The 24,758-nt window shown below is 41.0% G+C and carries 24 protein-coding genes; 7 read left to right on the top strand and 17 right to left on the bottom strand.

The window, feature by feature from the left end; genetic code table 11:
- Positions 1 to 101 precede the first annotated feature (101 nt).
- Positions 102 to 1,223: an AAA family ATPase gene (locus A994_RS04150; RefSeq protein WP_004030049.1), complete on the bottom strand. Its 1,122-nt coding sequence runs from the start codon at positions 1,221 to 1,223 to the stop codon at positions 102 to 104.
- Positions 1,224 to 1,863: 640 nt separating this feature from the next.
- Between A994_RS04150 and hcp the strand changes: the two genes are divergently transcribed.
- The 4 genes from hcp (at position 1,864) to A994_RS04130 (ending at position 4,784) form a co-directional block, all read left to right on the top strand.
- Positions 1,864 to 3,177, top strand: a complete 1,314-nt coding sequence (gene hcp / locus A994_RS04145; RefSeq protein ID WP_202802584.1) for a hydroxylamine reductase — start codon at positions 1,864 to 1,866, stop codon at positions 3,175 to 3,177.
- A 124-nt stretch (positions 3,178 to 3,301) separates the two neighbouring features.
- Positions 3,302 to 3,640 carry a cupin domain-containing protein gene (locus A994_RS04140; protein ID WP_004030047.1) on the top strand — a complete coding sequence of 113 codons (339 nt, stop codon included), beginning with the start codon at positions 3,302 to 3,304 and terminating at the stop codon, positions 3,638 to 3,640.
- Between the two features lie 33 nt (positions 3,641 to 3,673).
- On the top strand, positions 3,674 to 3,871 hold the full coding sequence (locus tag A994_RS04135) for a hypothetical protein (RefSeq protein ID WP_004030046.1): 198 nt from the start codon (positions 3,674 to 3,676) through the stop codon (positions 3,869 to 3,871).
- Positions 3,872 to 3,941: 70 nt separating this feature from the next.
- Positions 3,942 to 4,784, top strand: a complete 843-nt coding sequence (locus tag A994_RS04130) for a V4R domain-containing protein (protein ID WP_004030044.1) — start codon at positions 3,942 to 3,944, stop codon at positions 4,782 to 4,784.
- A gap of 194 nt (positions 4,785 to 4,978) precedes the next feature.
- Here the strand turns inward: A994_RS04130 and A994_RS04125 are convergent, their stop codons facing one another.
- From A994_RS04125 to A994_RS04060, 14 genes are all read right to left on the bottom strand, one after another.
- Positions 4,979 to 5,194 carry a hypothetical protein gene (locus A994_RS04125; RefSeq protein WP_004030043.1) on the bottom strand — a complete coding sequence of 72 codons (216 nt, stop codon included), beginning with the start codon at positions 5,192 to 5,194 and terminating at the stop codon, positions 4,979 to 4,981.
- Between the two features lie 186 nt (positions 5,195 to 5,380).
- On the bottom strand, positions 5,381 to 6,235 hold the full coding sequence (locus tag A994_RS04120) for a TIM barrel protein (RefSeq protein WP_004030041.1): 855 nt from the start codon (positions 6,233 to 6,235) through the stop codon (positions 5,381 to 5,383).
- A gap of 92 nt (positions 6,236 to 6,327) precedes the next feature.
- Entirely contained in the window at positions 6,328 to 7,263 is a 936-nt protein-coding gene (gene trxB, locus A994_RS04115; protein WP_004030040.1) for a thioredoxin-disulfide reductase, read from the bottom strand.
- Positions 7,264 to 7,282: 19 nt separating this feature from the next.
- Positions 7,283 to 9,154: a Glu-tRNA(Gln) amidotransferase subunit GatE gene (gene gatE, locus A994_RS04110; protein ID WP_004030039.1), complete on the bottom strand. Its 1,872-nt coding sequence runs from the start codon at positions 9,152 to 9,154 to the stop codon at positions 7,283 to 7,285.
- 33 nt (positions 9,155 to 9,187) lie between these two features.
- On the bottom strand, positions 9,188 to 10,513 hold the full coding sequence (gene gatD, locus A994_RS04105; RefSeq protein ID WP_004030038.1) for a Glu-tRNA(Gln) amidotransferase subunit GatD: 1,326 nt from the start codon (positions 10,511 to 10,513) through the stop codon (positions 9,188 to 9,190).
- A 324-nt stretch (positions 10,514 to 10,837) separates the two neighbouring features.
- Positions 10,838 to 11,197 (bottom strand): DUF2769 domain-containing protein, encoded by a 360-nt coding sequence (locus A994_RS04100; RefSeq protein WP_004030037.1) that lies wholly within the window; start codon positions 11,195 to 11,197, stop codon positions 10,838 to 10,840.
- A gap of 15 nt (positions 11,198 to 11,212) precedes the next feature.
- Complete coding sequence (locus A994_RS04095; RefSeq protein ID WP_004030036.1) at positions 11,213 to 11,992, bottom strand: exodeoxyribonuclease III; 780 nt, start codon at positions 11,990 to 11,992, stop codon at positions 11,213 to 11,215.
- A gap of 129 nt (positions 11,993 to 12,121) precedes the next feature.
- Positions 12,122 to 12,982: a thiamine pyrophosphate-dependent enzyme gene (locus tag A994_RS04090; RefSeq protein WP_004030035.1), complete on the bottom strand. Its 861-nt coding sequence runs from the start codon at positions 12,980 to 12,982 to the stop codon at positions 12,122 to 12,124.
- Positions 12,979 to 14,820 carry a 2-oxoacid:acceptor oxidoreductase subunit alpha gene (locus tag A994_RS04085; RefSeq protein WP_004030034.1) on the bottom strand — a complete coding sequence of 614 codons (1,842 nt, stop codon included), beginning with the start codon at positions 14,818 to 14,820 and terminating at the stop codon, positions 12,979 to 12,981. Before A994_RS04085 ends, A994_RS04090 begins: the two co-directional genes overlap by 4 nt.
- A 342-nt stretch (positions 14,821 to 15,162) precedes the next feature.
- A complete protein-coding gene (locus A994_RS04080; protein WP_004030033.1) occupies positions 15,163 to 16,635 on the bottom strand; it encodes a 2-oxoacid:acceptor oxidoreductase family protein in 1,473 nt (490 codons plus the stop codon).
- Complete coding sequence (locus tag A994_RS04075) at positions 16,635 to 17,690, bottom strand: 3-methyl-2-oxobutanoate dehydrogenase subunit VorB (protein WP_004030032.1); 1,056 nt, start codon at positions 17,688 to 17,690, stop codon at positions 16,635 to 16,637. Before A994_RS04075 ends, A994_RS04080 begins: the two co-directional genes overlap by 1 nt.
- Positions 17,687 to 17,977 (bottom strand): 4Fe-4S dicluster domain-containing protein, encoded by a 291-nt coding sequence (locus A994_RS04070; protein WP_004030030.1) that lies wholly within the window; start codon positions 17,975 to 17,977, stop codon positions 17,687 to 17,689. Before A994_RS04070 ends, A994_RS04075 begins: the two co-directional genes overlap by 4 nt.
- Positions 17,978 to 18,126: 149 nt before the next feature.
- Complete coding sequence (locus A994_RS04065) at positions 18,127 to 19,797, bottom strand: AMP-binding protein (RefSeq protein WP_004030029.1); 1,671 nt, start codon at positions 19,795 to 19,797, stop codon at positions 18,127 to 18,129.
- 135 nt (positions 19,798 to 19,932) lie between these two features.
- On the bottom strand, positions 19,933 to 20,487 hold the full coding sequence (locus A994_RS04060) for a helix-turn-helix domain-containing protein (protein WP_004030028.1): 555 nt from the start codon (positions 20,485 to 20,487) through the stop codon (positions 19,933 to 19,935).
- A 483-nt stretch (positions 20,488 to 20,970) separates the two neighbouring features.
- On the opposite strand from A994_RS04060, the gene A994_RS04055 reads away from it, so the two are divergent.
- Both A994_RS04055 and A994_RS04050 read left to right on the top strand, forming a co-directional pair.
- Positions 20,971 to 21,459, top strand: a complete 489-nt coding sequence (locus A994_RS04055; protein WP_100222259.1) for an adenosine-specific kinase — start codon at positions 20,971 to 20,973, stop codon at positions 21,457 to 21,459.
- Between the two features lie 332 nt (positions 21,460 to 21,791).
- A complete protein-coding gene (locus tag A994_RS04050) occupies positions 21,792 to 22,106 on the top strand; it encodes a hypothetical protein (protein ID WP_004030026.1) in 315 nt (104 codons plus the stop codon).
- A 41-nt stretch (positions 22,107 to 22,147) separates the two neighbouring features.
- On the opposite strand, the gene afpA is transcribed toward A994_RS04050, so the two are convergent.
- Positions 22,148 to 22,717 (bottom strand): archaeoflavoprotein AfpA, encoded by a 570-nt coding sequence (gene afpA / locus A994_RS04045; RefSeq protein ID WP_004030025.1) that lies wholly within the window; start codon positions 22,715 to 22,717, stop codon positions 22,148 to 22,150.
- Positions 22,718 to 23,026: 309 nt separating this feature from the next.
- Between afpA and A994_RS04040 the strand changes: the two genes are divergently transcribed.
- Positions 23,027 to 23,224: a hypothetical protein gene (locus A994_RS04040; RefSeq protein WP_004030024.1), complete on the top strand. Its 198-nt coding sequence runs from the start codon at positions 23,027 to 23,029 to the stop codon at positions 23,222 to 23,224.
- Positions 23,225 to 23,260: 36 nt separating this feature from the next.
- Here the strand turns inward: A994_RS04040 and glmM are convergent, their stop codons facing one another.
- Positions 23,261 to 24,610 (bottom strand): phosphoglucosamine mutase, encoded by a 1,350-nt coding sequence (gene glmM / locus A994_RS04035; RefSeq protein WP_004030022.1) that lies wholly within the window; start codon positions 24,608 to 24,610, stop codon positions 23,261 to 23,263.
- Between the last annotated feature and the right edge of the window lie 148 nt (positions 24,611 to 24,758).

The following is a 24,758-nucleotide window of genomic DNA, read 5'->3' as shown; positions in this document are numbered from 1 at the left end:
ATACAAAATAATTTCAAAATAAGGGATTAAAATAAGAAATGAAAAAAGGGGATTAAAAAAAAGAGAGATTGGAAATAAATTCCCCATTAAATACATATGATTCAGGCAAACATATTTTTAGGTTCATTTTTCTCTTTTTCATGATGTTTAAGTGCGTACTGGAAGTTATCCCAGGTTACACTGTCCTGATCTTCAGATATTGCCTTATGCAGTGCCACTTTAAGCAGCCGGTCCTTGATGTCTCGGCCAGACATACCCTTGGATATGCTAGCCAGTTTCTTCGCATCAGTGTCAACTGGTAAAGGCATTGATTTTATGTACATTTCCAGAATCTTTCTTCTTTCATCCTCATCAGGGAGCGTGAATTCTATTTCCTCTTCAAACCTGCTTCTTAGAGCATAATCCAATAATTGAGGATTGTTAGTGGCCCCAATGGTTACAACTCCCAGGTTGGGGTTGATACCATCCAGTTCGGTTAACAGGGCATTGACCACCTCAGAAACATCTCCTCTCAGGGACTGGTATTTACGGTCCAGGCCAATGGCGTCTATTTCATCAATGAAAATAACTGCAGGTCCACAGGCTGATGCTGCATCGAAAAGGTCGTGTATCTGGCGTGCTCCATCACCCACATGTTCTCCTATGAGACTGGTGGCTTTAACCAGGAAAAGGGGAACCTGAAGTTCATGGGATAATGATTTAGCCAGCATGGTTTTACCAGTACCAGGTGTACCATGGAACAATACATTCTTTGGTGCCCATTCCTGGAAGGTTTCTGGTTCCTTCAAATATTTGGTTATAATCTTACATTTGGTCTTGGCCCGTTCCTGGCCAATAACATCACTCATTTTAAGGTCGCTTTCGATTTTTTTAATCTCACGAACCTCTTCCACCTCCATCAGGAGTATGGAAGTGTTTTGAGTTATCCGGGAATCATCTGGATGGGCTTTAATTACCTTGAAAGCAAAATCTGGCAGTAATTTCTGGTCAAAAAGAAATGAACCTTCTTTTACTGTGGAGCCTACCCATTGTTCCCGAGCATAGAGTTCGAAAAGTTCATTATCGAATATTTCGATCTTAGGATTTTCCACCAGGTTGCACAGGAAAGGATAACCAATGGATTGAAGTACCACCATTTTGGTTTCTTTCCCGACTTCTTCCAGACCAGTGGAGGTCTTTTTTTCAGATACAATCGGATCAGGAGTTATGTTGTTGAGTTTCAATATATCACATTTTTACGCCTTTTTTCAAATAATGGCATGATAAATTCTTATTTTGTTAAATATTAGATTTAAGAAATAAAACTGATTTTATAATGTTGAATTTATATATAGATTATTTGTAAGATTTATATATAGATGTTAGTTATTTAAGAGTTTTTTCATTTCTTAAAAATTAGGATAATATGACAGTAAATTGATCAATTAACTCAAAATTAATGTGAAAAATATAATTTTATTTTATAATCAATATGCACTTTATTTTCAGCTAAACCATCAACATATCCCTTATTTGATATCGAATAATACTATTTTGATTGGGAATTATCTTTTGTCTACCCCATTTTGGCTTTGTATTTGATAAAAAAACCGTTCTTATTAAATTTCAACTGAATGAACCATTCTATTGCCTTCTCAGGAAGAATAACTTAACATAGATGGGTGTTATTCAGGAGGTTAAATCCAAAAATTTTAAATAGTTTGTTCTATAAGTATAGAACATTCGATATATGTAGAACTATTCGATACCAGTAGAACAATAAATAACATGTAGGACGCGATTTATCAAGGAGCAAAGAATATGGGATTCATTGACTTGTTTAAAAAACCCCAAACGGTTGAAAATAATCAAGGAGGAGATAAAATGGAGAAAGAAGGTGCATTAGATATGTTCTGTTACCAGTGTTCACAAACAGCCCGTGAAACTGGTTGTACCGTTGTAGGAGTATGTGGAAAACAGCCCACTGTGGCCCGACTGCAGGACAACCTGCTATTTGCCATAAAAGGAATATCAGCTTATCTATACCATGCCCGTGAACTGGGATATACTGATGATGAGGTGGATGCATTCCTGGAGAAGGGTTTCTTCTCTACTTTGACCAATGTCAACTTCGACGCCGCAGACCTGGTGGAACTGGCCATAGAAGCTGGTAAAATGAATATTAAAACCATGCAACTACTTAAAAAGGCCCATATTGAAACCTACGGCGAACCTGTACCCACCGAAGTACCGGTTGGATCAGTTAAAGGACCCGGCATTGTAGTCACTGGACACAGCCTCAAAAACCTGGAAGAACTCCTGAAACAAACTGAAGGAAAGGGAATTAACATATACACTCACTCTGAAATGTTACCAGCCCACGGATACCCTGGACTTAAGAAATATAAACACTTGGTGGGACAGCTGGGAGGACCCTGGTTTGACCAGAAACAGACTTTCTCCAAATACCCGGTTGCTATCCTGGGAACTTCAAACTGTGTACTCTTACCCAGAGAGGAATACAAAGAAAGAATGTTCACCAGTGGGGTAGCCCAGTTACCTGGAGTGCAACATATAGATGACAATGATTTCACCCCAGTAATTGAAAAAGCCCTGGAGCTTCCGGAACTGGAAGATGAACCACGAGACACTGTACTAACCACTGGATTCGGAGCTTCAACCGTTCTATCCCTCGCTCCAAAAATTAAAGAACTGGTAGAAGCGGGTAAAATAAAACAGTTCATCCTGGTGGGTGGATGTGACTCTCCAAAACCTCAGGCAAAATACTACACCGAATTTGTGGAGAAACTCCCTAAAGAAACAGTAGTTCTGACACTGGCCTGTGGAAAATACCGTTTCAACGACATGGATTTAGGGGATATTGAAGGTGTGCCCCGACTGATAGACCTGGGACAGTGTAACGATGCCATAGTTGCAGTAGATATTGCAGTGGCCCTAACTGAACTATTCGGTGTGGAACTCAATGAACTGCCATTAACCATTGTTCTAAGCTGGATGGAACAAAAAGCAGCTGCAATTCTCTGGAGTTTACTGGCCCTGAACATTAAAGGAATGTACATTGGACCTATTCTCCCTGCATGGGCCAACGATGACATTCTGAAAGTTCTGGTAGAAAATTACGACTTGAAACCAATTGGAGATCCAGAAGAAGATATCAAGACCATAATGGGGGAATAATTACCTCATTTCCCTCATTTTTTAGGGAGGATAAATTTTTGTGAAAAAAATAATTTTACAGGTCCACTTAAATTATTGCCACTAGAATTAATTAAAAAATAAGTATAACAATGCGGGTGTTCCTATGAATATAATTGAAATGGAAAAAAGTCCAGTTATGGACACTCCTCACAAAGTGGATGTTAGAAAGTTATATGATACAAAAAACGCTTTAACAGTGCATATAACTCTCCAACCTGGTGAAAAACTTAAAAAACATATTACTCCTGTGGATGTTTTTTTCTATGTTTTAGAGGGTAAGGGCATAGTAGAAATTGGGGATGAAAAAAAAGAGGTTTCAAAGGACACATTAATAGATAGTCCTGCCCATATACCACATTGCTGGTACAATGAAAGTCAAAAGAAACTCCGTTTTTTAGTAGTTAAAGTACCTAAACCAACTGCTGAAACCAAACTATTATAAAAAATTAAGTAAAATTAGTAAAGGAGGATTTAAATGCCTAAAAAAGGATGTGACGAAGACAAAGCATTTGAACAGGCTTTAAAGGGGAAAATGGGTTGGAAATGTTCATGTGCACTGGAAATTATTGAAAACAAATCATCCTTACGGGATGTTACCTGCAAAAAATGCGGTATGACCTTCAAAACTGATCGGGATACAGATCTCTGTTTCCGCTGTGAAAGAGGCCAGTGAATCAAATAATGAATAGTAAAAATAATAACTGGAACAATCAATTAATGATAAACAAGTTAAAGGATGAAAAATGGTAAAAAATAACATAAATCACGACCCCCCTACCATAGAGGGGGACATAACTAGCAGCATAAATGAGAATAATAGTGATATAAAGAATGATAATCATATTTCTAATTCTGAAAATATCCAGATCGAACTTTTCGCCACCCCCAGTGGCGTGAAAGCAGTTAAAAGCCCTGTCAGGGTTAAAATTTTATCCATGCTCCGTGAGGGTGATCTCAGCTTTGATGAGTTAGTTAAGTTTTCTGGCCGTGCAAAATCAACTGTATCCAGTCATCTTAAATCATTGTCCCGAGAAGGAATAATTAGTTCCCGGGTTGACCCGTATGATGCTAGGAAAAAGATATTTTTCATCCAATCAGAATACATCGGCAAACTGCAAAGAGAACAACTTCAGGAAGACATTAGTGCCTATATCCAGAGGTACATTTCAAGTGAAAATGACCCCTTTGAGTTCTTCCGACTGATATTTCACACCATCCGGATTTCACTGCTCACCCAGGGAGTGGATATAGACCCCATACTTCACGAAGCAGGTTTAAAGGTGGGAGAAGCCCTTTATGAAAAAGTTAAAGATCCAAATAAGGATACTTTTCTGGGAAACATTGCCAGTTTCTGGCAGACACACAGCCTGGGAACCGTGACCATTAAAACCCTTGAACCTTTAACCATAAGCGTCCAGGACTGTTTTGAATGTAGTGGACTGCCTTATCTTGGTAGGCCAGCTTGTGCTTTTGATAGTGGTATCCTCGAATCATTATTCAGTCTTTATAATAATGAAAAAGCAAAGGTTAAAGAAACAAAATGTTACGCTCTTGGAGATAAGTACTGCCGTTTTGTAATTGAATAATTAGCTAAATAAGGAAAATACTCTAAAATAACAAGGATTAAATTTAATAGGATAAAAATGGACCGAAAATAGTAGGGATTAAATTAAACTATAAATTAATAAAAATTGATAAATTGAATGGATTGAAAAAATTAGATTTACAATAATAATTTGAATTATTTATAAAAAAGAATTTATAAAAAAATTATTTCCGACTATTTTATCTTAACTGCCCTGAATCTTGCTTTAGCAGCTAACCATCTCAATTGACGATCTTTTACCTTTAAATAATCCACATCTTCATCTTTAAATTCATTGATAATCTTTGTTAAAACGTATTCTTCAATTAAATCAGTGACCAAAAGCAGCAAGTGATCTTCTTCAACATAATCATCTTTCATTAGACTTTTAACCAAAAACTGCTCTTCCATTTAATCACCAATTTTAATCTCTGATAGTATTATTGTTTGATTAATATATAATTGTTAATCATCCACATAAAGAAACTTAGAATAAATTCTGTCAAAACAATCTCTTTTAAACAAAGTTTAGATATTTTGGACAAATTCAAGCCAAAAGTCCTTAAAAAAATAAAAAATGCCTAAAAATAGTAGTAATTAACCATTTAACACTTTTTTATAAACATCTTTCATTACCAGCGCATCCTGCTCCAGTAGGGGTGTTTCACAGATAATAGTAGCATCCCAACCACAATCAACCAGTTCCTGGAGGAGAGGTTCTAAAGGTGGGCCATATTCTTCTTCCATCATAACGTGGTGTTTTCTTTCACCAGCATCAGTGTACTCAATCCGGGTAAAGTGGCAGTGAAGTGCTTCCTTGCCTTTACCTATTCCATCCAATCCTTCTTCTAACCGGGTTAAGATTCGATGATAATCATCTGCTCCTTTTATACAACCCCTGCCCCTGGCGTGAAGGTGGGCAAAGTCTATGGTGGGGGAAAAATGGTCAAATGACTGACATATGTCGATGATTGCATCCAGATTACCCAGTTGTGATCTTTTTCCAGTGGTTTCCGGTGCGAAGGTGAATTTTTTTATTCCCATGGTATCCAACTTTTCCAGAAGCTCAGTTATTGCTCCTTTGCATCGGTTTAATGCCTCAAGTGGAGTGTATTTTGTGTAAAATCCGGGGTGGAAAACAATACGATAGGCGCCTATCCACTCTGCTGCTTGGGCTGATTGAACCAGTCTTTCAATGGATCTTTCCAAAACATCGTCTTTTTGAGCAGCTAAATTGATGTAGTAAGGTCCATGCATTGAAATCCTTACATTGTTAGAACGGGCATTTTCACCCAGTTTAAGACCAGATTGTTTTTGAATCTTCACTCCATACGTGGCCTGATATTCATAGGCTTCCAAGCCTATGTCACGGATATAATCACAAACATTGACTGTTTGACCCTTAAAACCTATTGGATTGCCTGCTGGTCCAAATTTTATCCTTTTTTTCATGTTATCCTGTAGAATAATTAAAATAATTTAATTTAAAGTAATATCATCGATTGAGTAATCAATGGAAGTTTTACATCTTTATCTCTTACAACTTAATCCTTACAGCTTATCTCGGATTCCTCAGTCACTTCTACAAAGGCAATCAATGCAGCCACCGCTCCTTCAGCACAGGCTACAACCCACTGTTTGATTCCACCGGTTATATCTCCAGCAGCGTAGATTCCCGGAATGTTAGTTCGCTGGTGCTTATCAGTTACTATGTAACCCCCTTTGTCCAGTTCCACACCGGCAGTTATGGCTACTTGATTAAGGGGCTCTTCTCCCACAGCAATGAATACCCCATCAGTTGGGAAATCATTCTTCTCCTGGGTTTTACGGTTGATGAGAGATACACTGCTAACTGCCTGTTTACCATTGATCTCTTCCACTGCCGAATCCCAGATTACGGGAATTTCGTGTTCTTTTAATTTATTCTGAAGATATTTTTCAGCCCTTAACTGGTCTCTGCGGTGTATGATGGTTACGTTGCAATCCAGGTCTTTTAAGTAGATTGCTTCCTGAACTGCGGCATTTCCTCCTCCCACCACGATAACGTTCTTACCCTTGAACAGGGGTCCGTCACAGGTGGCACAATATGAAACTCCACGACCCAGGAATTCAAACTCACCCGGCACATTCAGTCTTCTGTGATGACTTCCTGTGGATATCATCACAGCCTTTGCCTTATATTCTCCTTTAGTGGTGGTTACTAGAATACCAGAGGGATCATTTTTACTGATTTTTCGAACTTCCTCCATGTTTTTAATAGGGATGTGTTTTTCCACCTGTTTTCTCATCTTCTCCAGTAGTTCCTTTCCAGATATCACATCAAAACCGGGGTAGTTCTCCATAATTGGAACCATATAACCGGAGCCTGCTCCAGTCATCCTTTCCAGTATTACTGCATTCATTCCTTGCCTTCCAGCGTATATTCCTGCAGTTAATCCGGCAGGTCCTCCCCCAATGATAATCAGATCGTATTCTTCCATGTGAAAACTCTCCATTTACTTATAGATACTTCTGTATTTCTTCCTTCAAAAATTTGTTAACCAGTTTACCATCTGCTTTTCCCTTGAGCTCTTTCATTGCCATTCCCATCAGGGATCCCATGGCACCCATTTTCCTTTCGGTAATCAATTTTTCATTGGAAGATACTATTTCCACGATTATGTCCCTGACGTTTTCTTCTGAAAGCATTAACAGATTTAGATTTCCAGCAGCCTCTTCAGGAGTCCAGTTTTCCTTCAAAACTCCCACCAGTACATCTGATACAGCATCCTTGGATATCTTACCCTGTTTCAGTAACTGAAATGTTCCCTTCAGACTATCCGAGAGATCTTCAACATCCAAGCCTTCCCTTCTGAGTTCTTTGAGAGTGTAAGCCAGTAGTGAAGCCACAGTGGTCGGTTCAACCCCACACTCTGCAACAATTTCTTCAAACTGTTCTGTTCTATCCTGTCGCACCAATTGGTGAGCTAGATCTTCACTTAAGTTATATTCTTTTATTATACGGGCCTCTTTTTCCTTGGGAAGTTCCGGAAGATTAGCCTGGACATATTCCAGGAGTTCTCGGGAGACCACCTGGGTAGGGATATCAGTTTCCACGTACATCCTGCTGGCAGTGGGCAGTGGCCGGAGGTACTCGGTGTTGGCATCATCCAATGCTTTCCTGGTTTCCTCAGGAACACCATCCAAAGCCATTATAGCCCTTCTTTGCACCTCTTCCAGGGCATTTCTGGCCTTATCTCCTTCATCTGCAACCAGAATAAAAGCATCATTTTCCCCAATTTTCAGGAACCCGTTAATCAATTCTACTTCATGGGAAGTTATTCCATATGCAGGTAGTTCATCGGTGTGGAATATACCTGCCACTCCCATTTTTTTAGCATATCCTGCCAGTTCAGTTCCAAATCTCCTGCCCGGCTGAACTTCTTTACCGATTAATCCTTTGTAACCGTTTAATTTGATTGCTAAAACTTTCCCATCTTTTTTAAGGGCTTTGGCTATGATCTTGGATTCTGTGTCCTTGAGGGTTTCTCCCAGATCATGTATCGTGTCTTCAACCTGTGCCTCTCTTTTTTTAAGTTCGTCCATGATTTCCAGGAGTTTAAGCTGTCGGGTGACCTCGTTTTTCACCAGCTGTTCCATGGAGTCCAGATCCTGCACCCCCTTCACTTCAACCCGAGCCCCTTCCCTTATGGAGATATTCAGATCCTGACGTATGGTTCCCAGACCCCGTTTTACCCTGGTACTGCGCAGAACCTGACCAATCTGGTAGGCCACTTCCCGTACCTGTTCCGGCCGGTTCATTGAAGGGTCCGTGGTTATCTCCAGTAAGGGTATTCCAAGTCGGTCCAGGCGGAATTCAACCTTTCCCTTCCTTTGACCCATTCTTCTGGCGGCATCTTCCTCCAGACCGAGGTTTTCAATAACAACCTTACCGTATGGTGTGTCTATGTGTCCCTGAATTGCCAGTAACCCTGTTCTCTGGAACCCTCCAGTGTTACTTCCATCGATTACCTGTTTTCGCATGGTGTGAAATTCATCCACCACCGTCATGTTCAAGAGGGTTGCAATTATTAGTCCTATCTCCAGTGCCTCCTGATTCAATGGATGTGGTGGTTCATCATCAGTTTCCACCAGACAGGTGTGATGAGGATAGGCATCATAGCAGAAGGTGAGTTCACGGCGTGACTCTTCAAAAGCAGCCCGGTCTATTTTACCAAGTTCACTCTGGGTGGGCCTCAAATACCTTAAAACATGGTAATCTGGTTTTTTATCGGTGAGTTCGCATTCACAGGGACAGAAGAGCTTTTTGGTTGTGTTAAGCTGCTGGTGTATCTCCAGGCCCATCATGAGGCCCAGTTTCTCGTAATCCATTTCAGTATTCATATCAATCACCATGACTCCATCTTATTCCCCATAATCTCGCAGGAAGTATTTAGAAGATGATTTCTCATCCATTTCTCCCTTCAGGTTAGTTTGCATTATTGTTTTAACTTCTTCCAGTTGGTTAGTCTGTCCCAATGCCCATACCAGTTTCACGTAGGCAGTCTCTGCCAGCATGTCCCCCACCGATATAACACCAGAAGAGAGGATTTTACGACCAGTACTATACACATTGAGATTGGTACGACCGTAAAGACACTGCGAAGTCATAACCACCGGTATTTCTTCATCTGCAGCTCTTTCCAATGAGGGGATCAGGTGATCCGGGCAGTGCCCCAAACCGGTTCCTTCCATTAAAATACCCCTGTAACCATTATCAATATGGTAATCCAGGAGTTCAGCGGCTATTCCAGGGTAACTCTTTATAAAGCCCACCTTTTCCTCCAGGGAGTCATTGACATCCAGCTGGCACTCACCCCTTTTACGAGGGGTGAATGTTTTATCGATGATTTTAACCCTGCCATCTTTTACACTGGCCAGTGGAGGGCTGTTGATACTGTTGAAAGTGTCCCTACGGCTGGTGTGCATTTTACGCACCCGGGTTCCACGGTGGATGTGTGCCTGGTTATCATTTTCTGTGGCGTGCATGCAGACTGTGACCTCTGCTATGTCTGACTTGGCCATGGCCACCGAGCTCATCAGGTTTATGAATGCATCTGAAGAGGGCCTATCCGAGCTTCTCTGTGCACCGGTGACGATGATGGGAACTGGTGTTTCCAGTATGAAGCTTAAAGCAGCTGCAGTGTAGTGCATGGTGTCTGTTCCATGGGCCACTACCACACCATCTGCACCTTCAGTTATTTCATCAGCCACCGCACGTGCAGATTGAACCCAGAACTCAGGTTTCATGTTTTCACTTAAGATGTTCATTATGGCCTTTCCACTGATGTTAGCCTCATCTAAAAGTTCAGGAGTGGCCCTTAAAAGATCATCTGCGGTGAATGCAGGGTGAACAGCCCCGGTTTTATAATCAATGATGGATGCCACTGTCCCACCGGTGGATATAATTGATACATCCATCTTTTCAGGGTCCCGTTTTATCTCCAGTAGTGGGAGGTTTATTTCAGGTTTATCACCCTTTTCAAGAAGTTTGACTTCTGATCCAGTCAGGGCAATGCCCACGTTGTAACCACTGTCCATCTTCAGTACGATGTGTAATTCATCAGCATCTTCGGCCCGGTCCAGGAGCATGCCCATGTATTCAGTGTCATCTTTTTTTATGGAGATAATGTCTCCAATGGAAATATTCTGTGATTTTAGAAATTCTTTGGCTCTTCCACGATAACTCATAGCATCCCTCTAATTTTCTTGGATAAAGTGAATTTTGATAGATTTATCATTTTCCTTTCATATTCTTTATTTACAATATTTCTATAATCTTTTTATTAATTCAACCATTCTATTCATTCTTTATCAATTCAAATATTCCATTCAAATCTGACATAATCTCAAATTTAATATAATCATTACTGATTATTGGTTGGATTAATGATTATTGTTGGTAATTTTAAGATAAATGTCTATAAAAGCCAGTTAAAATTAGAAAGAAAATAAAATAAAGAATTATAATGGGTTGATTAAGTAAAATAGAAAATATAGAAGATGATGTCCGAATTAACTTTCTCTCAATTCTTTTTCTGAACCATTAAGACAGAAGAGATCATTTTTAAGTTCCATATTCTCTGCTACTTCACATTCCGGGCATATGCAGTCGTCTTCTTCCAGGTTACATTGGGATTTACCCAGTATACAGTAGAGTCCTTCGTATTTTTCCTGGGCGCACTGGTTGTACATGGGGCAGTCTGGACATATGCAGAGGTCTCCCATCTCATCTAACAGTTTTTCCCCAATCTCTGAATCAGATAAGCCTTCTGAAGATAATTTATCCATTTTTTCTTCGAATTTGTCCATTTTTATCCTTCCAGTTATATTTTTCATTCCAGCATTATTTTTATTAATACAATCAGTTTCCATTCAAAAATTGTCCAGTTAGTCTTCCAGTTTTATGTCTATCCCCACTGGACAGTGGTCCGAGCCCATAACATCAGAAAGTATGTAGGCAGATTCTATATTATCCATGAATTCCTGGTTCACAAAGAAGTAATCCAATCTCCAGCCAACATTCCGTTCCCTGGCACGTGTTCTGTAGCTCCACCAGGTGTAGTTTTCAGGTTCAGGGTTGAGTTCACGGAATGTATCCACGTAACCATGACTTAGGAATCGATCCAGCCATTCCCTTTCTTCTGGCAGGAATCCTGATATTTTCTCATTTTCCTTGGGGCGTGCCAGGTCTATCTCGTTGTGGGCCGTGTTAACATCCCCACAGACAACGATGTTTCTTCCTTCCTCCTTCAGTGCATCAGCGTAGTCCAGGAAGGAGTCATAGAAATTCATTTTGTACTGGAGACGCTCAGGAGACATTTTCCCGTTGGGAAAGTAAATGTTAAACAATACAAAATCCCCGTAATCAGTTATTAAGGTACGACCTTCACTATCGAATTTGGAAATTCCAAAGCCGTTTTCCACTTTTTCAGGTTTTAGACGCGTGTAGGTAGCTACACCACTGTATCCTTTACGTTCTGCTTCGGAGAGATATAGTCGATAATCATCTAGGTTCTGAATATCCTTAGGGAACTGTTTCAGGTGAGCTTTAGTTTCCTGGATGCATAATATATCTGGTTTATCTCCCATTAACCAGTCTTTGAATCCTTTTCTGTGCACAGCCCTGATTCCATTGACGTTCCATGATAATATTCTGATTTTCCTCATTTTGCACCTCTTTTTAAATTCACTGGCTTACCATAATGATTTACCATTAACTGATTTACAAAAAACCATCAACTGATTTACTAAAAATATCATCGGTTTTCATAAATATTTAAACAGGATTTTAATCCTTCATCTTTTAGTGTCCAGTAGTGACCTTATTTTATTCATGTCGAGTTTTCGCTGGAATAATGGTGATTTTTTATCATGGTACACACTCAGGTTTTCTTCGAATGTTTTTTTATCAGGATTCTGGTAAAATATGCCCAGTGGATATTCTCCGGTTTCTGTGGCTCTGCGGAAGGCTTCATTCCGGTCCAGTGGGTCATGGTCATCCTCAAGGTCGTAGGTGTGTTCCCTGAACCAGTCCCTGGTGTTTACCTTGTTGAATGATACACAGGGCTGGAATATGTCCACCAGGGCATATCCTTTGTGTTTTATGGCAGCTTTAAAGATTTCAATGGACTGTTTACGGTTTCCACTGAATGTTCTGGCCACGAATGATGCATCCAGTGCTATGGCCACGGCCAGTGGGTTAAAAGGTTCCAGGAAAACACCATCCACCTGTAGTAGGGTGTTGAAGTCCTTTTGACTGGTGGGTGATGCCTGTCCCTTGGTTAGGCCGTAGACCATGTTGTTGTGCACTAGATTGGTAATGTCAGGGTTACGGCGTATGGTGTGCATGAAGTGGTTTCCCCCCTCCCCATACATACAACCGTCACCACTGACATCTATAACTGTTAAATTGGGGTTGGCTGCTTTTATACCCGTTGCTGGAGATAAGGACCTGCCATGTAATCCATTGAACACGTTTCCTTTAATGTAGTGAGGGAGTTTACCAGCCTGACCAATACCAGATACAAAAACCAGGTTTTCAGGTTGTATTTCCAGTTGCGCCAGTGCTGTTTTGAGGTTGCGCAGGATGGATAGGTTCCCACATCCAGGGCACCATGCCACATCGGCATCAGGCATGTCAAAGTCCTTTGGTTTCATTTTAACACCTCCCCTGAACCTGCAGCATCACTCTCACCCATGTTATCATCCTCAATTCCCATGAACTTTCTTATTCTTTCCTCAACTTCCTCCACTGAAAAAGGCATTCCATCATATTTTAAGAATTTTTCCTGTATTTCAAAGCCAGTTTCCAGTTTTATGAGATTGGCCAGCTGTCCCTGGGCATTGTTCTCCATGATGATGACATCATCTGCTTGTTCAAGGTATGCTTCCACTGATTTGTGTAATGGGTAGACCTGTTTGAAGTGTAGGAAACTGATTTTCTCCCCGGGATATCCTTTAATGTCTTTTTTGTAGATATTTTCCAAAGCTTCCCTTATGGGCCAGTAGGTGGAACCCCATCCAATGACCAGGCTATGGTAATCTTCTCCTCCAACCATTTCCGGGGCCACTGCATCTTCACGGATCTCATCTATCTTCTGCAACCTTTTATCCACCATCTGCGTCCTTATTTTAAGGTCTTCGGTTATATGCCCTTCTTCATCATGCTCATCTGAATCTACAACAACCAATCCATCACCATATCCTGGTATTCCTCGTGGGGTAACCCCATCATGAGTGATGAGGTATCTTTTGTATTCTGGAGTGGTTTTAACCAGATAATTCTCATTTTCCACATCTTCCAGTGGGAGTGATGGTATGTTGTAGTAACAGTCTGCAAAGTACTGATCAGATAGAATGAAAACCGGTATCTGGTACTTTTCAGCCATGTTAAAAGCTCTTTGAGTGAGGGTGAATGCATCTTCCAGTTTTCCAGGAGCGAATATTATCCGCGGGAATTCTCCGGGCCCGGAGTAGAGAGCCAAGTTCAGGTCTTCCTGGCTGGTACGGGTGGGTAGGCCCACTGCGGGTCCCGGTCTCTGGCCAAGGTAAATGACCACTGGTGTTTCTAACATTCCTGCCAATCCCACTCCCTCTTCCATCAGTGCAAATCCACTTCCTGATGTGGCTACAATGCTCCTGGCCCCGGCGTAGGATGCTCCCAGTGCCATGTTGATAGCTGCTATTTCATCCTCTGCCTGTTCATATACCAGTTCAAATTCATGGGCATTACCTGCCAGGAAGTTCTGCAGGGGAGTGGAAGGGGTCATGGGATAAGATGACATGAACCGACACTCTCCAGCCAGGCATCCGAACCCCACTGAATCGGTACCATTAATCAAAAGCTCATCACGAACGGAAGATTCTCCCTGTAATGAAATATGGATAGTGTCTGATTCAGATTCCCCTGTTCCAGATTCCATTAAATGTTTACCAATACTGTAACCTGCTTCACCAGCTTTTAAGTCCTTTTGAAGTATTTCCTGACCTTTCCTGGTAAACATGTCACTGATAAGACCATCAAATATTTCCCTGGGAATGTTCAACAGACATGAAAGGGCTCCAGCTGCAATTACATTGGCAAATATTGGCCCTCCCATTTCCTGGGCAGTTTCCATAAGTGGGATCTCCATAAAATTAGGCCCTGAAACAGAATCAAAAATTTTATTATCCTTCACTGATTTCAGGTGTTCTGGATCTCCTATGATCAGAGTATCCGATGAAATTCTGTCCTTGAGGTGATTTACTGCCCCAGAACTTAGTGCCAGTAGGATGTCAATTCGATCCACATATGAGGCAACCCTATGGGATGATACTCTTATTTCAGTGGAGTTTTGACCCCCTCTGACCCTTGACATGTATTCTTTGGTTGAGAAAATGTTGTATCCGCTTTGTTTTACAGTCTGGGCCAGTATTGCCTCTACTGTCTGGATTCCCTGACCAGCCTCACCACACAGAACCAGGGAGATATCTTCTTCTTTTAGGAAAACAGTCATTATTTCACCCCTTGAAATATTATCCCCTAAAATTTAATCCCATTCAAATTACATCAGTACTGTTATAGTTAACATTATGACCTGCAATTTACTTAAAATTTACATATTTTTGGATAAAACAGGTAAAGAACAATGGATAGATCATCCCTCAAAATAAAAATTAATAATAAATAATCTATGAAATTTAAAAGAATAGAATTTAATTATGGGATAGTAAACAAAAAAGAGTATAAAGTTAAGAAATGAATGAAGAAGTTTAAAAAAATGGTTTGAGAGAGTTAAAATAAGAAATATCTTATTTTAAATAAATTTATTATTTCTATTTTCTCTCCATGATGTTTCTCATTTTTTGAGGTTTTCCCGGGCCCACTTGGCACCGGCTTCCAGTATTTTCAGGTTGGCTGGTACCAGTTTGGGTTTTCTGCGGAAGGTGTGTTCCACTGCTTCGGTGAAAACATGTTTAGGAAGGCCAGTTAAGCCTAATTCCATTATAACTCCCAGCATTGCAGTGTTAGCTGCTCTTTTTACACCATGCTCTTTGGCTATCTTACGGGCAGGTATGGCCAGGGTCCTGAGTCCTTCTGGGGTTTCAAACTCACCAATACTGCTTTCGTAGATGATAATTCCACCTTCCCTAACACGGGATGCGAATTTTTCCATGGAAGGCTGGTTCATTGCCACCAGACCATCAGAAGTTTGCAGAACAGGAGAGCCGATTGGTTCACCTGATATTACCACAGTACAGTCTGATGTTCCTCCTCGCTGTTCCGGTCCGTAGGATGGGTACCATGACACGTGTCGCTGGTCATTACAGGCTGCCTGGGCTAAGGTGAGTCCCATACTTAAAACTCCCTGACCTCCGAATCCTGCAATTCGAACCACCTTTCTGGGGAAGGATGGGTCATCCCGGGCCTCCCATGAAGTGTCATCCTGAACTTCGAAGATGTCTTCCAGGGATTCCTGTGAAAAGTCACTACTCGCCCTGCAGAGGGTTTCGGTTTCGCTTCTTTTATCTCGGAAGTTTTTGAGGGGGAACTCTTTGGTCATCTCGTTGTTAACAAAGTCTTCGGTTGCCTGAGCATCCATTCTAAGGTTAGTTGGACAGGGTGAAAGTACTTCCACAAATGCATAGCCTTTACTATCTCTTTGAACTTCAAGGGCTTTTTTCACTGCTCTTTTAGCTCTTCGAATGTTTTTAGGGTCTGCGACAGATACGCGTTCAATGAAGACCGGTGCTTCCAGGTTGTCCAGTAATTCTGCCATGTGCATGGGGTAACCCATGTAACGTGGGTCCCGGCCTGCAGGGCAGGTTACAGTGACTTCCCCGACCAGGGTGGTGGGTGCCATCTGTCCACCGGTCATTCCGTAGACCGTGTTGTTTACAAAGAACACTGCCATTTTTTCTCCCCGGTTGGCAGCCTGGATGGTCTCATTTAATCCTATTGATGCCAGGTCTCCATCTCCCTGGTATAACATGACCACTGCGTTTTCTTCTGCACGGGATATTCCGGTTCCCACTGCTGGTGCACGTCCGTGTGCAACCTGCACGTGTCCACAGTCAAAGTAGTAGTAAGCGAAAACTGCACATCCCACTGGACTGGTCATGACTGTGCGGTCCTGTATTCCCAGTTCATCCATACATTCTCCTATGAGTTTGTGGAGTATTCCATGGCCACATCCGGGACAGTAGTGAGTGGCGGTTGGTGCGCTTCCACCTTTGCGGGGAAACTCATCCAGCATGGATTCTGGTTTTTTGAGGACTTTTTCATCCATCTTTACTTGGTTACCTTTATCCATGGTGTTATCAAGTGTCATCAGTTATCACCTTCAATTTCATGGATTTTATCTATGATACTTTTCTGGTCTATGAGGTTTCCACCCATACGGTTCACCAGTTCAACCGGGCGCTGGCAGCCGATTGCCAGGATGACATCTTCTCTCATTTGACCATTGCTCATTTCCACTGATAAAAACTGACAGTCTTTCCGGGCTAGTTCTCTTAATCGTTCTTCTGGGAATGGGAACAGTGTTTTTGGACGGAAGAGTCCTGCTTTTATACCCTCTGCTCTAACCATGTCCACTGCTGAACGGGCCACTCTGCTGCTTATACCATAGGCTACCAGGATGATATCAGCGTCATCTGTCAGGTATTCCTCGTAATCCACCTCGTTTTCACGGATGGTCTGGTATTTATCCTGTAAGCGGTAGTTGAAGTCTTCAAGCTGGTCGAAGTCCAGGAATATACTGGTTACCAGGTTTCCTCTTGTTTCACGGTTGCCCCTGACCGCCCATGACTTATCATAGGTTGGAGTTAGAGCTTCCGATGGGAAGTGGAGTCTTTCCACCATCTGGCCCAGTACTCCATCTGCCAGAACCACAGCAGGGTTACGGTACTTTTCTGCCAGCTGGAAGGCTTTCATTGTGAAGTCACACATTTCCTGAACAGAATTAGGGGCCAGAACGATGTTATGATAGTTTCCGTGGCCTCCTCCTTTAACCAGTTGTGTGTAGTCTGCCTGCTCCGGTCCAATGTTCCCCAGACCTGGCCCGGCACGCATGATATCTACCAGGACGCAAGGGAGTTCTGCTCCTGCAAGGAAGGATACACCTTCCTGCATAAGGCTTATTCCCGGTCCTGAGGATGCAGTTATAACTCTATGGCCGGCGGCAGCTGCTCCGTAAACCATGTTTATGGAGGCTTCCTCTGATTCGGCTTGTACGAATTTACGGCCTACCTTTGGGAAGTAGAGTGAAGCTTCATGTAAGACTTCAGAAGCGGGCGTTATGGGGTATCCAAAGAAACAGTCACAGCCTGCATACATTGCACCGACTATAACTGCAGTGTTGCCTTTTATTAGCTGTATGGTCATTTATCTTCCTCCTTAACCCCTTGTTCATTGTTAATCTTCTTTTGATCCTTATTTCGAGATCTTCGGGGTATGTGAACTTCCACCGCCAGTGGTTCTGGGCAGGTGTAGTAACAGTCCCCGCAACCGGTGCATCCTTTTCCAGTGTATTCTGCATAATGGTAACCACGTTCATTGATGTCTTCACTCATTTTAAGGACACCTGCACGGCAGGCCAGTATACAACGTTCACATGCCTTACATTCCAGTTCATTGAACACTGGATAAGGTTCTTTCTTGCGATTATTCATGATTCATATCATCCCATTAATATTCAATATAAATTTTAATCTTTGGTAAAACCTTAAAAAAATGAGGGAAATAGATTTAAATAGACTATAAAATCATTGGATAAATAATTATCATCCTAATTTCCCATTAATCTACATAAACAGGCTTATTATTCTTTTTCATCCTTTTCCCTGATTTCAACCCGGCGAATTTTTCCGCTAATGGTTTTGGGTAATTCATCCACAAATTCCACTACCCGGGGGTATTTGTAGGGTGCAGTTACCTGTTTAACATGGTTTTGGATTTCTTTGGCCAGTTCAGGAGAGGGCTCATAATCCCCGGTTAGTACTATGGTAGCTTTTATAACCTGCCCCCTTACTGGGTGAGGAACCCCGGTGATGGCACATTCCAGGACTGCCTGATGAGATATTACAGCACTTTCCACCTCGAAAGGACCAATACGGTATCCTGAACTTTTGATCATGTCATCGTTACGTCCCACAAACCACAGGTAGCCATCTTCATCCTTCCAGGCAGTGTCTCCGGTGTGGTAGTATCCATCGAACCAGGCAGCTTCAGTTTTATTATCTTCCTTGTAGTATCCACAGAATAAACCTGGAGGTTTACCATCGGCGGTTTTTATCACTATTTCGCCCTCTTCACCCACATCGCACTGTTTACCCTCTTTATCCATGATCTGGATGTCGTATTCAGGGGCGGATTTTCCCATGGATCCGGGTCTGGGTTCTATCCAGGGGAAGTTAGCAATGCAGACCACACATTCAGTCTGGCCAAATCCTTCCCTTAAACGCAAACCGGTGAATTCATAAAATTTATTGTAAACTTCAGGGTTCAGGGGTTCTCCTGCAGTTACCGCATATTTCAGGGTTGAAAAGTCGTACTGAGACAGATCTTCCTTTATGAGGAACCGATAAATGGTCGGAGGTGCACAGAATGTGGTTACTCCGTGATGGGAGGCCTTGTCCAGCATTTTTGCTGCATCGAATCGTTCGTAGTCATATACGAAGATCGCAGTGCCTGATATCCACTGTCCATATATTTGACCCCACATGGCCTTGGCCCAGCCAGTATCAGCCACAGTGTAATGTAACCCATCCTCCACCACATTTTGCCAGTACTTGGCGGTTATTATATGGCCCAGAGGGTAGGTGTAATCGTGCATGATCATCTTGGGCAGTCCTGTGGTTCCTGAGGAGAAATAAATAAGTGCCACATCATCATTTTGAGTTCCTTCCTCTCCACTAGGGCGCTGGAGTTCAGGTGATGCATTTTCTAGTTCTTTACGGAAGTTGAACCAACCTTCTCTATCCTCATCCCCCACCAGTGCCTTTACAAATGGAGCGTCGTCTAATTGCAGGTGGGCTTCATCGAAGTATCCGGGTACTCCATCTTCTGCTATGCATACCACCATTTTGATACCGGCGTTCTTTATACGGTAAACAATATCCCTGGTTTTTAGCATGTGGGTGGCAGGTATGGTTATGGCCCCTAACTTGTGGAGGGCCAGGATACAGAACCAGAACTCATAACGGCTTTTTAAGGTGAGCATTACCCGGTCTCCCTTTTTTATGCCCTGCTGGGCAAAGAAGTTGGCAGCTCTGTCTGAGTATTCTTTCAAGGTTTTGAAGGTGAATATCCGGTCAGTATCATCGTTGCACCATACCATGGCCACTTTTTCGGGATACAGACGGGCATACTCATCCACTACATCATAGGCAAAGTTGAAGTTTTCAGGTATCTTTATACGGAAATTATCCTTAAAATCAGGGTAAGACTCAAAATTTACCTGTGAAACGAATTTTTCAAGTAAAGATGACATTTTTATCACCAGTTATTTTAATAAATCAATATTTATCAATTATTTAAATTTATAATGCTTATTCTGAATTATATTTGGTTTTATTTAATTTTTATAAGGAATTTTGTAATTTTTATCCGATTTAAACTATCCAATTTACATTACAATTGCCAGGAATTTAGCTGTCTTATTTTCCAGGGCTTCCATGGCATGTTCGTAGGATGAATCAAAAAAGATTGAATCTCCTTCGTTGAGTACAATCTCATTGTCGTGTATGTAAATCTTCAAAGTACCCTCTAGAATGTAGTTGAATTCCTGTCCAGGGTGAGTATTGGTTGATGGTTTGTATCCTTCACCTTTTGGCTCCACGGTAACGATAAAGGGTTCGGCTTTTTTGTGGATGAATTTTTCCGCTAGATTTTCGTACTGGTACTGTTTTCTGCGGCCTACTTCCACCCCTTTTCCCTTTCTGGTTACGCTGAAAATGTGCATCCGGGTTTCTTCTCCAGTTAATAATAAACCCATGTCCACTTCCATTTTATGAGCAATTTCATAGAGAATGCTGGCAGGAATGTCTTTTTTTCCGGCTTCGTAATCCTGGTAAGTTTCCAAAGGGATATGCAGGTAATCTGCCATGTCATGAATACTGATATCCGAGAGCTCTCGAAGTTCTGTTATTCTCAGCCCAATTTCCTTCATCTTTTCATTCATAAGTAAAACCTCACATTAAATGTGGTTTAAGTCTTTTAATCAAGCCCTTGGCTAGTTTACCAGGGGGTATAAAAACTAATAGATTTTTATTTTAATTGAGGATTCAAAGATAATTTGATTCTATAATCCAATTTCTATATCTTTAATCTATGCTCACCTTTATATTATAACTTTACACTAATTTTATAATGATTGTTAATGACAATTTAATTTTGCTACTATAAATAAATTACCAATACCCTGATACCCCCATCCATAAATTTGTAACTGAGAAAAATTGTGGGCTGGAAAAATTTGAGATTGAACAATTTGATGGAAAAAGTTCAATATTTTATGTAAAATAATCCCACGAAGTTAGTTAAATTAACATAAAATAAATTCCAAACTATTTTAGTAGAACACCAAATTTTTCCATACAACACGTACAAATATTCCAGGACGTACAATATTCAGGATTAAATGGAAGATAAAGGAGGAAAAGAGATGGAAATGGATATTAAGATGGTTAATCTGGAAGCACCAGCAGATTGTAATCTAATTTTGGGCCAGAGCCACTTCATTAAAACAGTGGAGGATCTTTATGAGGCCATAGTGAATACCGTGCCTCAGGCAGAGTTTGGCCTTGCATTTGGAGAGGCTTCAGGGGACTGTCTGGTGAGAACTGCCGGGAACAATTCAGATCTGGAGAAACTGGCCGGAGAGAAAATGCTGGAGCTGTCCTGTGGTCATAGTTTCCTGATCTTCCTGGCTAACGCATTCCCCCTAAATCTCACCCAGAGAATCAAAGATGTGCCGGAGGTGGTTAATCTTTTCTGTGCTACTGCCAACCCGGTCCAGGTCCTGATTGTGGAAACCGAACAGGGACGAGGGATAATTGGAGTTGTTGATGGTTTCAAACCACAAGCAATTGAAACTGAAGAAGATGTAGCTGGAAGGAAGAAATTCCTCCGGGATATTGGTTACAAATTATAATCAAAGAATATTCGACTATTATCTAAGTTTCAATTCATTTAATTTTTTCCCGGTTCATCCGTATTCAAAACTCTTCAATATTAAAAAGAACCCTCAAAATTCTTTAAAATTTTTCTTATTTTTATAAAGTCATCTTTAATCTGATCTTTAATAAGAATTACACCGCAAAATTGCAATTTAAGATTATCTTAAATTAAAAATGATATCTTTTGAAATCACGGAATATCCCCACAATCCAGTCATATTATCTTAAATTTTATATTCCATGAAATCAATATTATAATGTATAAAATAGGTCGAATACTTTGTTAAAGAGTTCAGGGGGTTAAAATATGGCCAATATTTTATTTTACAGAGTTAGTGGGAGTAAAAAGAAAGATACTGTTATTGATGTGGATGATAAGTACATATCACTCCAGAACAGAAGCGAAGGAGCCATGGTTGTAAAATTCAGGGGTCCTGAAGATAAATTAATGGAAATCCATGATTTTTTCGATGCACTGCTAGATATGGAAACTGTACCCGTGGATATTGATAGTACCGGACCAGTAGAGTACTATTTCAGGGGGATCTCACCTCTGAGTGATGATGAGGATAACGGCTTTCCCATTAAAAGGTTCAGTGTGACTTTGCAGCAGCGAAGATAACCTATTTAAAATTAAGAAGATTATTCCAGCATCTTTCAGATTTATTTAAGCATTTCAGCATGTTTCTGGAATATAGCTGGTATTTCCTCGGGATTTTCAAATACAGTGGTGCTGTCCATTTTTGACAGTTTTTCAACGTGCTCGGCATCTTCACGAGTTATAGTCAACTCCAAATCCTTACCATTGGGCAATTGAGTGGTAACAATACCCTCCCTAAAGTCCGTAGGCATGACGTAAATCGGAGTGTTAGTTTTTTGACCCATTATGGCTGCATTGGTGAGTAGAGTGTCTGCTATACGTAGCGAGATTTTGGCCACTGTATTGGATGTTGCTGGAGCCACCAATAAGAATGCATATCTTCCCAGTTGAATCTGTCCAGCCAGAAAGGGAGCATTGGAGTTGATTTCAGTCCATGTTTTGTCAAACTTTGTTTCCAGAGTATTAGAGAGGTTGTAATATTTTAAAACCTGGTCTCCTGCCTTGGATATAAACACCCTGATGTCGAATTGTTTATGGTATTCATCCCTCATCTGTTGCATGATTTCTACTGTTTCCACCAGTTTTTCACCGCTTCCCGTAATCCCCCAGGCTATTTTTCTTTTTTTGTTCATGACCTTATTTCTGTACTGAGTTCATAATTTATTTTTCGATTTTGTTTAACCATATGAAGTCAAACCATAGATTAAAGTCAAACCATAAATATTAGAATTAATCTAAGGAATAATCTAAAGAATAATTTAAAGGGCAAATTAAATCTTCAACAAATATACCATTTCACATACTGCAGATTAACCCAAATATATAATCCATCTTTTGTAAAAGAGATAATAATTGATTAATAAGGGCTGATTGAGCAAATAAATCCAGATTAAGCAAATAGAGTCAGATTATGTTTACTAATTCCCATAAACTAATTCCTGGTGGTGTTTAACATCCAGAATGAAGAAAATAAAAAAACTGAAAAAATTGAAACCTGTTACACTTGTGGTAAAAAGTTTGACATGAATAAAGAGGATGGAAGCCGCTACCGATACGAGAAATTCCCATTATGTGCATATTGTGCTGAATTTTACGGCTTTTATTTCGATGATCCTGGGCAAAAAAGAAAGGAAAAATAAGGAAAATCGTTAGGAAAAACATTACTTCAAAAATAATTAGTTCCCTAAATGCTTTTTAACCAGAGAAATACCCCATTCTGCCATTTTAGTAGCATCATCAGTGTTTTTAGCTTCTGCAAAGCATCTGAAGATGGGTTCTGTTCCAGATGGTCTGATTATAATCCATCCTTCATCCCGGAAGATCTTCACCCCATCGGTGGTGTCGATTTCATATTCCTTGGTATCTGCGGCGATTTTATCCATTATCTCCTGTTTCCGTTCATCAGGACATTCCACTTTCATTTTCACTGATTGATAGGCCGGAAGTTCTGCCACCAGCTTGGATAATGGTTTTCCAGTGAGGGCCATGATTTCCACAATTTTGGCAGTGGACATTGCGGCATCCCTGCCTAAGACAAAGTCCGGGAAAATAAGACCTCCATTTTCTTCTCCACCGAATAATCCATCGCTTTCTTTGAGTTCACGGGCTACCAGAAGGTCACCCACTCGGGTAGCTTTCACTGTCCCCCCGTACTCCTCGGCTATGTCATAAATTGCAGTTGAGGTGGCCACGGTGGTTACTATGAGTCCTCCCTGATTTTCCTGCAGTAACTGTTTTTCCACCAGAGCGAATGTTTTATCCCCCATTACAAAGTTACCCTCTTCATCTATACAGATGGTACGATCGGCATCCCCATCATGGGCAATTCCCAGATCTGCTCCAGTGGCTTTCACTGTTTTTATGAGTTCCTGAAGGTTGTCTTCTGTTGGTTCGGGGTTTCTCCCAGGGAAGTGACCATCAGGTTGACAGTTTAAGGTGGTTATTTCACATCCCAGTTTGCGGAGAATGTATGGAGTGGTGGAACAAGCTGCTCCACTACCACAATCTACTATCACCTTGAGATTGGCTTTTTTAATGGCGTCATGGTCCACACGCTGTATCACTTCATCAATGTATTCATCTACCAGACCAGGATTGGTAATGACCTCACCAATTTCATCCCAGGCCACCCTATCTGGGTTTTCATTGAAGTACATATCCTCGATCTTAAGTTCCATATCTTCAGCAATACCAATTCCATCTTCATCCACGAATTTTATCCCGTTGTACTGTGGAGGATTGTGGGATGCGGTGATTATCACTCCACCATCGTAGTAGTTCCTTACTGCATATTGAACTGCAGGTGTTGGTAGTATTCCCAGATCAACCACTTGACATCCAGATGAGAGGAGTCCTGATATCACTGCGTGTTTTATTAATGGAGTGGATGTTCTGGGGTCCCCCCCAACAGCAACCCATCCTTTAACCAGTGTTCCGTATGCTGCGGCCAGTTTTGATGCGAATTCTGGTGTTAATACTTCATTGGCAATTCTTCTAACCCCAAATGTTCCGAATAACTTTTTCATAAGAGCACTTCCTTAAATTTTCATGTGAAAATGTTTGAATACAATAATGCAACTGAATTAAGTACTTGATTAATTTTGCAATGATCTTAAATCTGTATTAATATAATGTAAAATCTACTTTAAAACTCCATATAAGAGGATTATCTAA

The organism is Methanobacterium formicicum DSM 3637 (assembly GCF_000302455.1).
GTDB classification, from domain to species: Archaea; Methanobacteriota; Methanobacteria; order Methanobacteriales; family Methanobacteriaceae; genus Methanobacterium; species Methanobacterium formicicum_A.
This window is presented reverse-complemented; position numbering and strand designations above follow the sequence as displayed.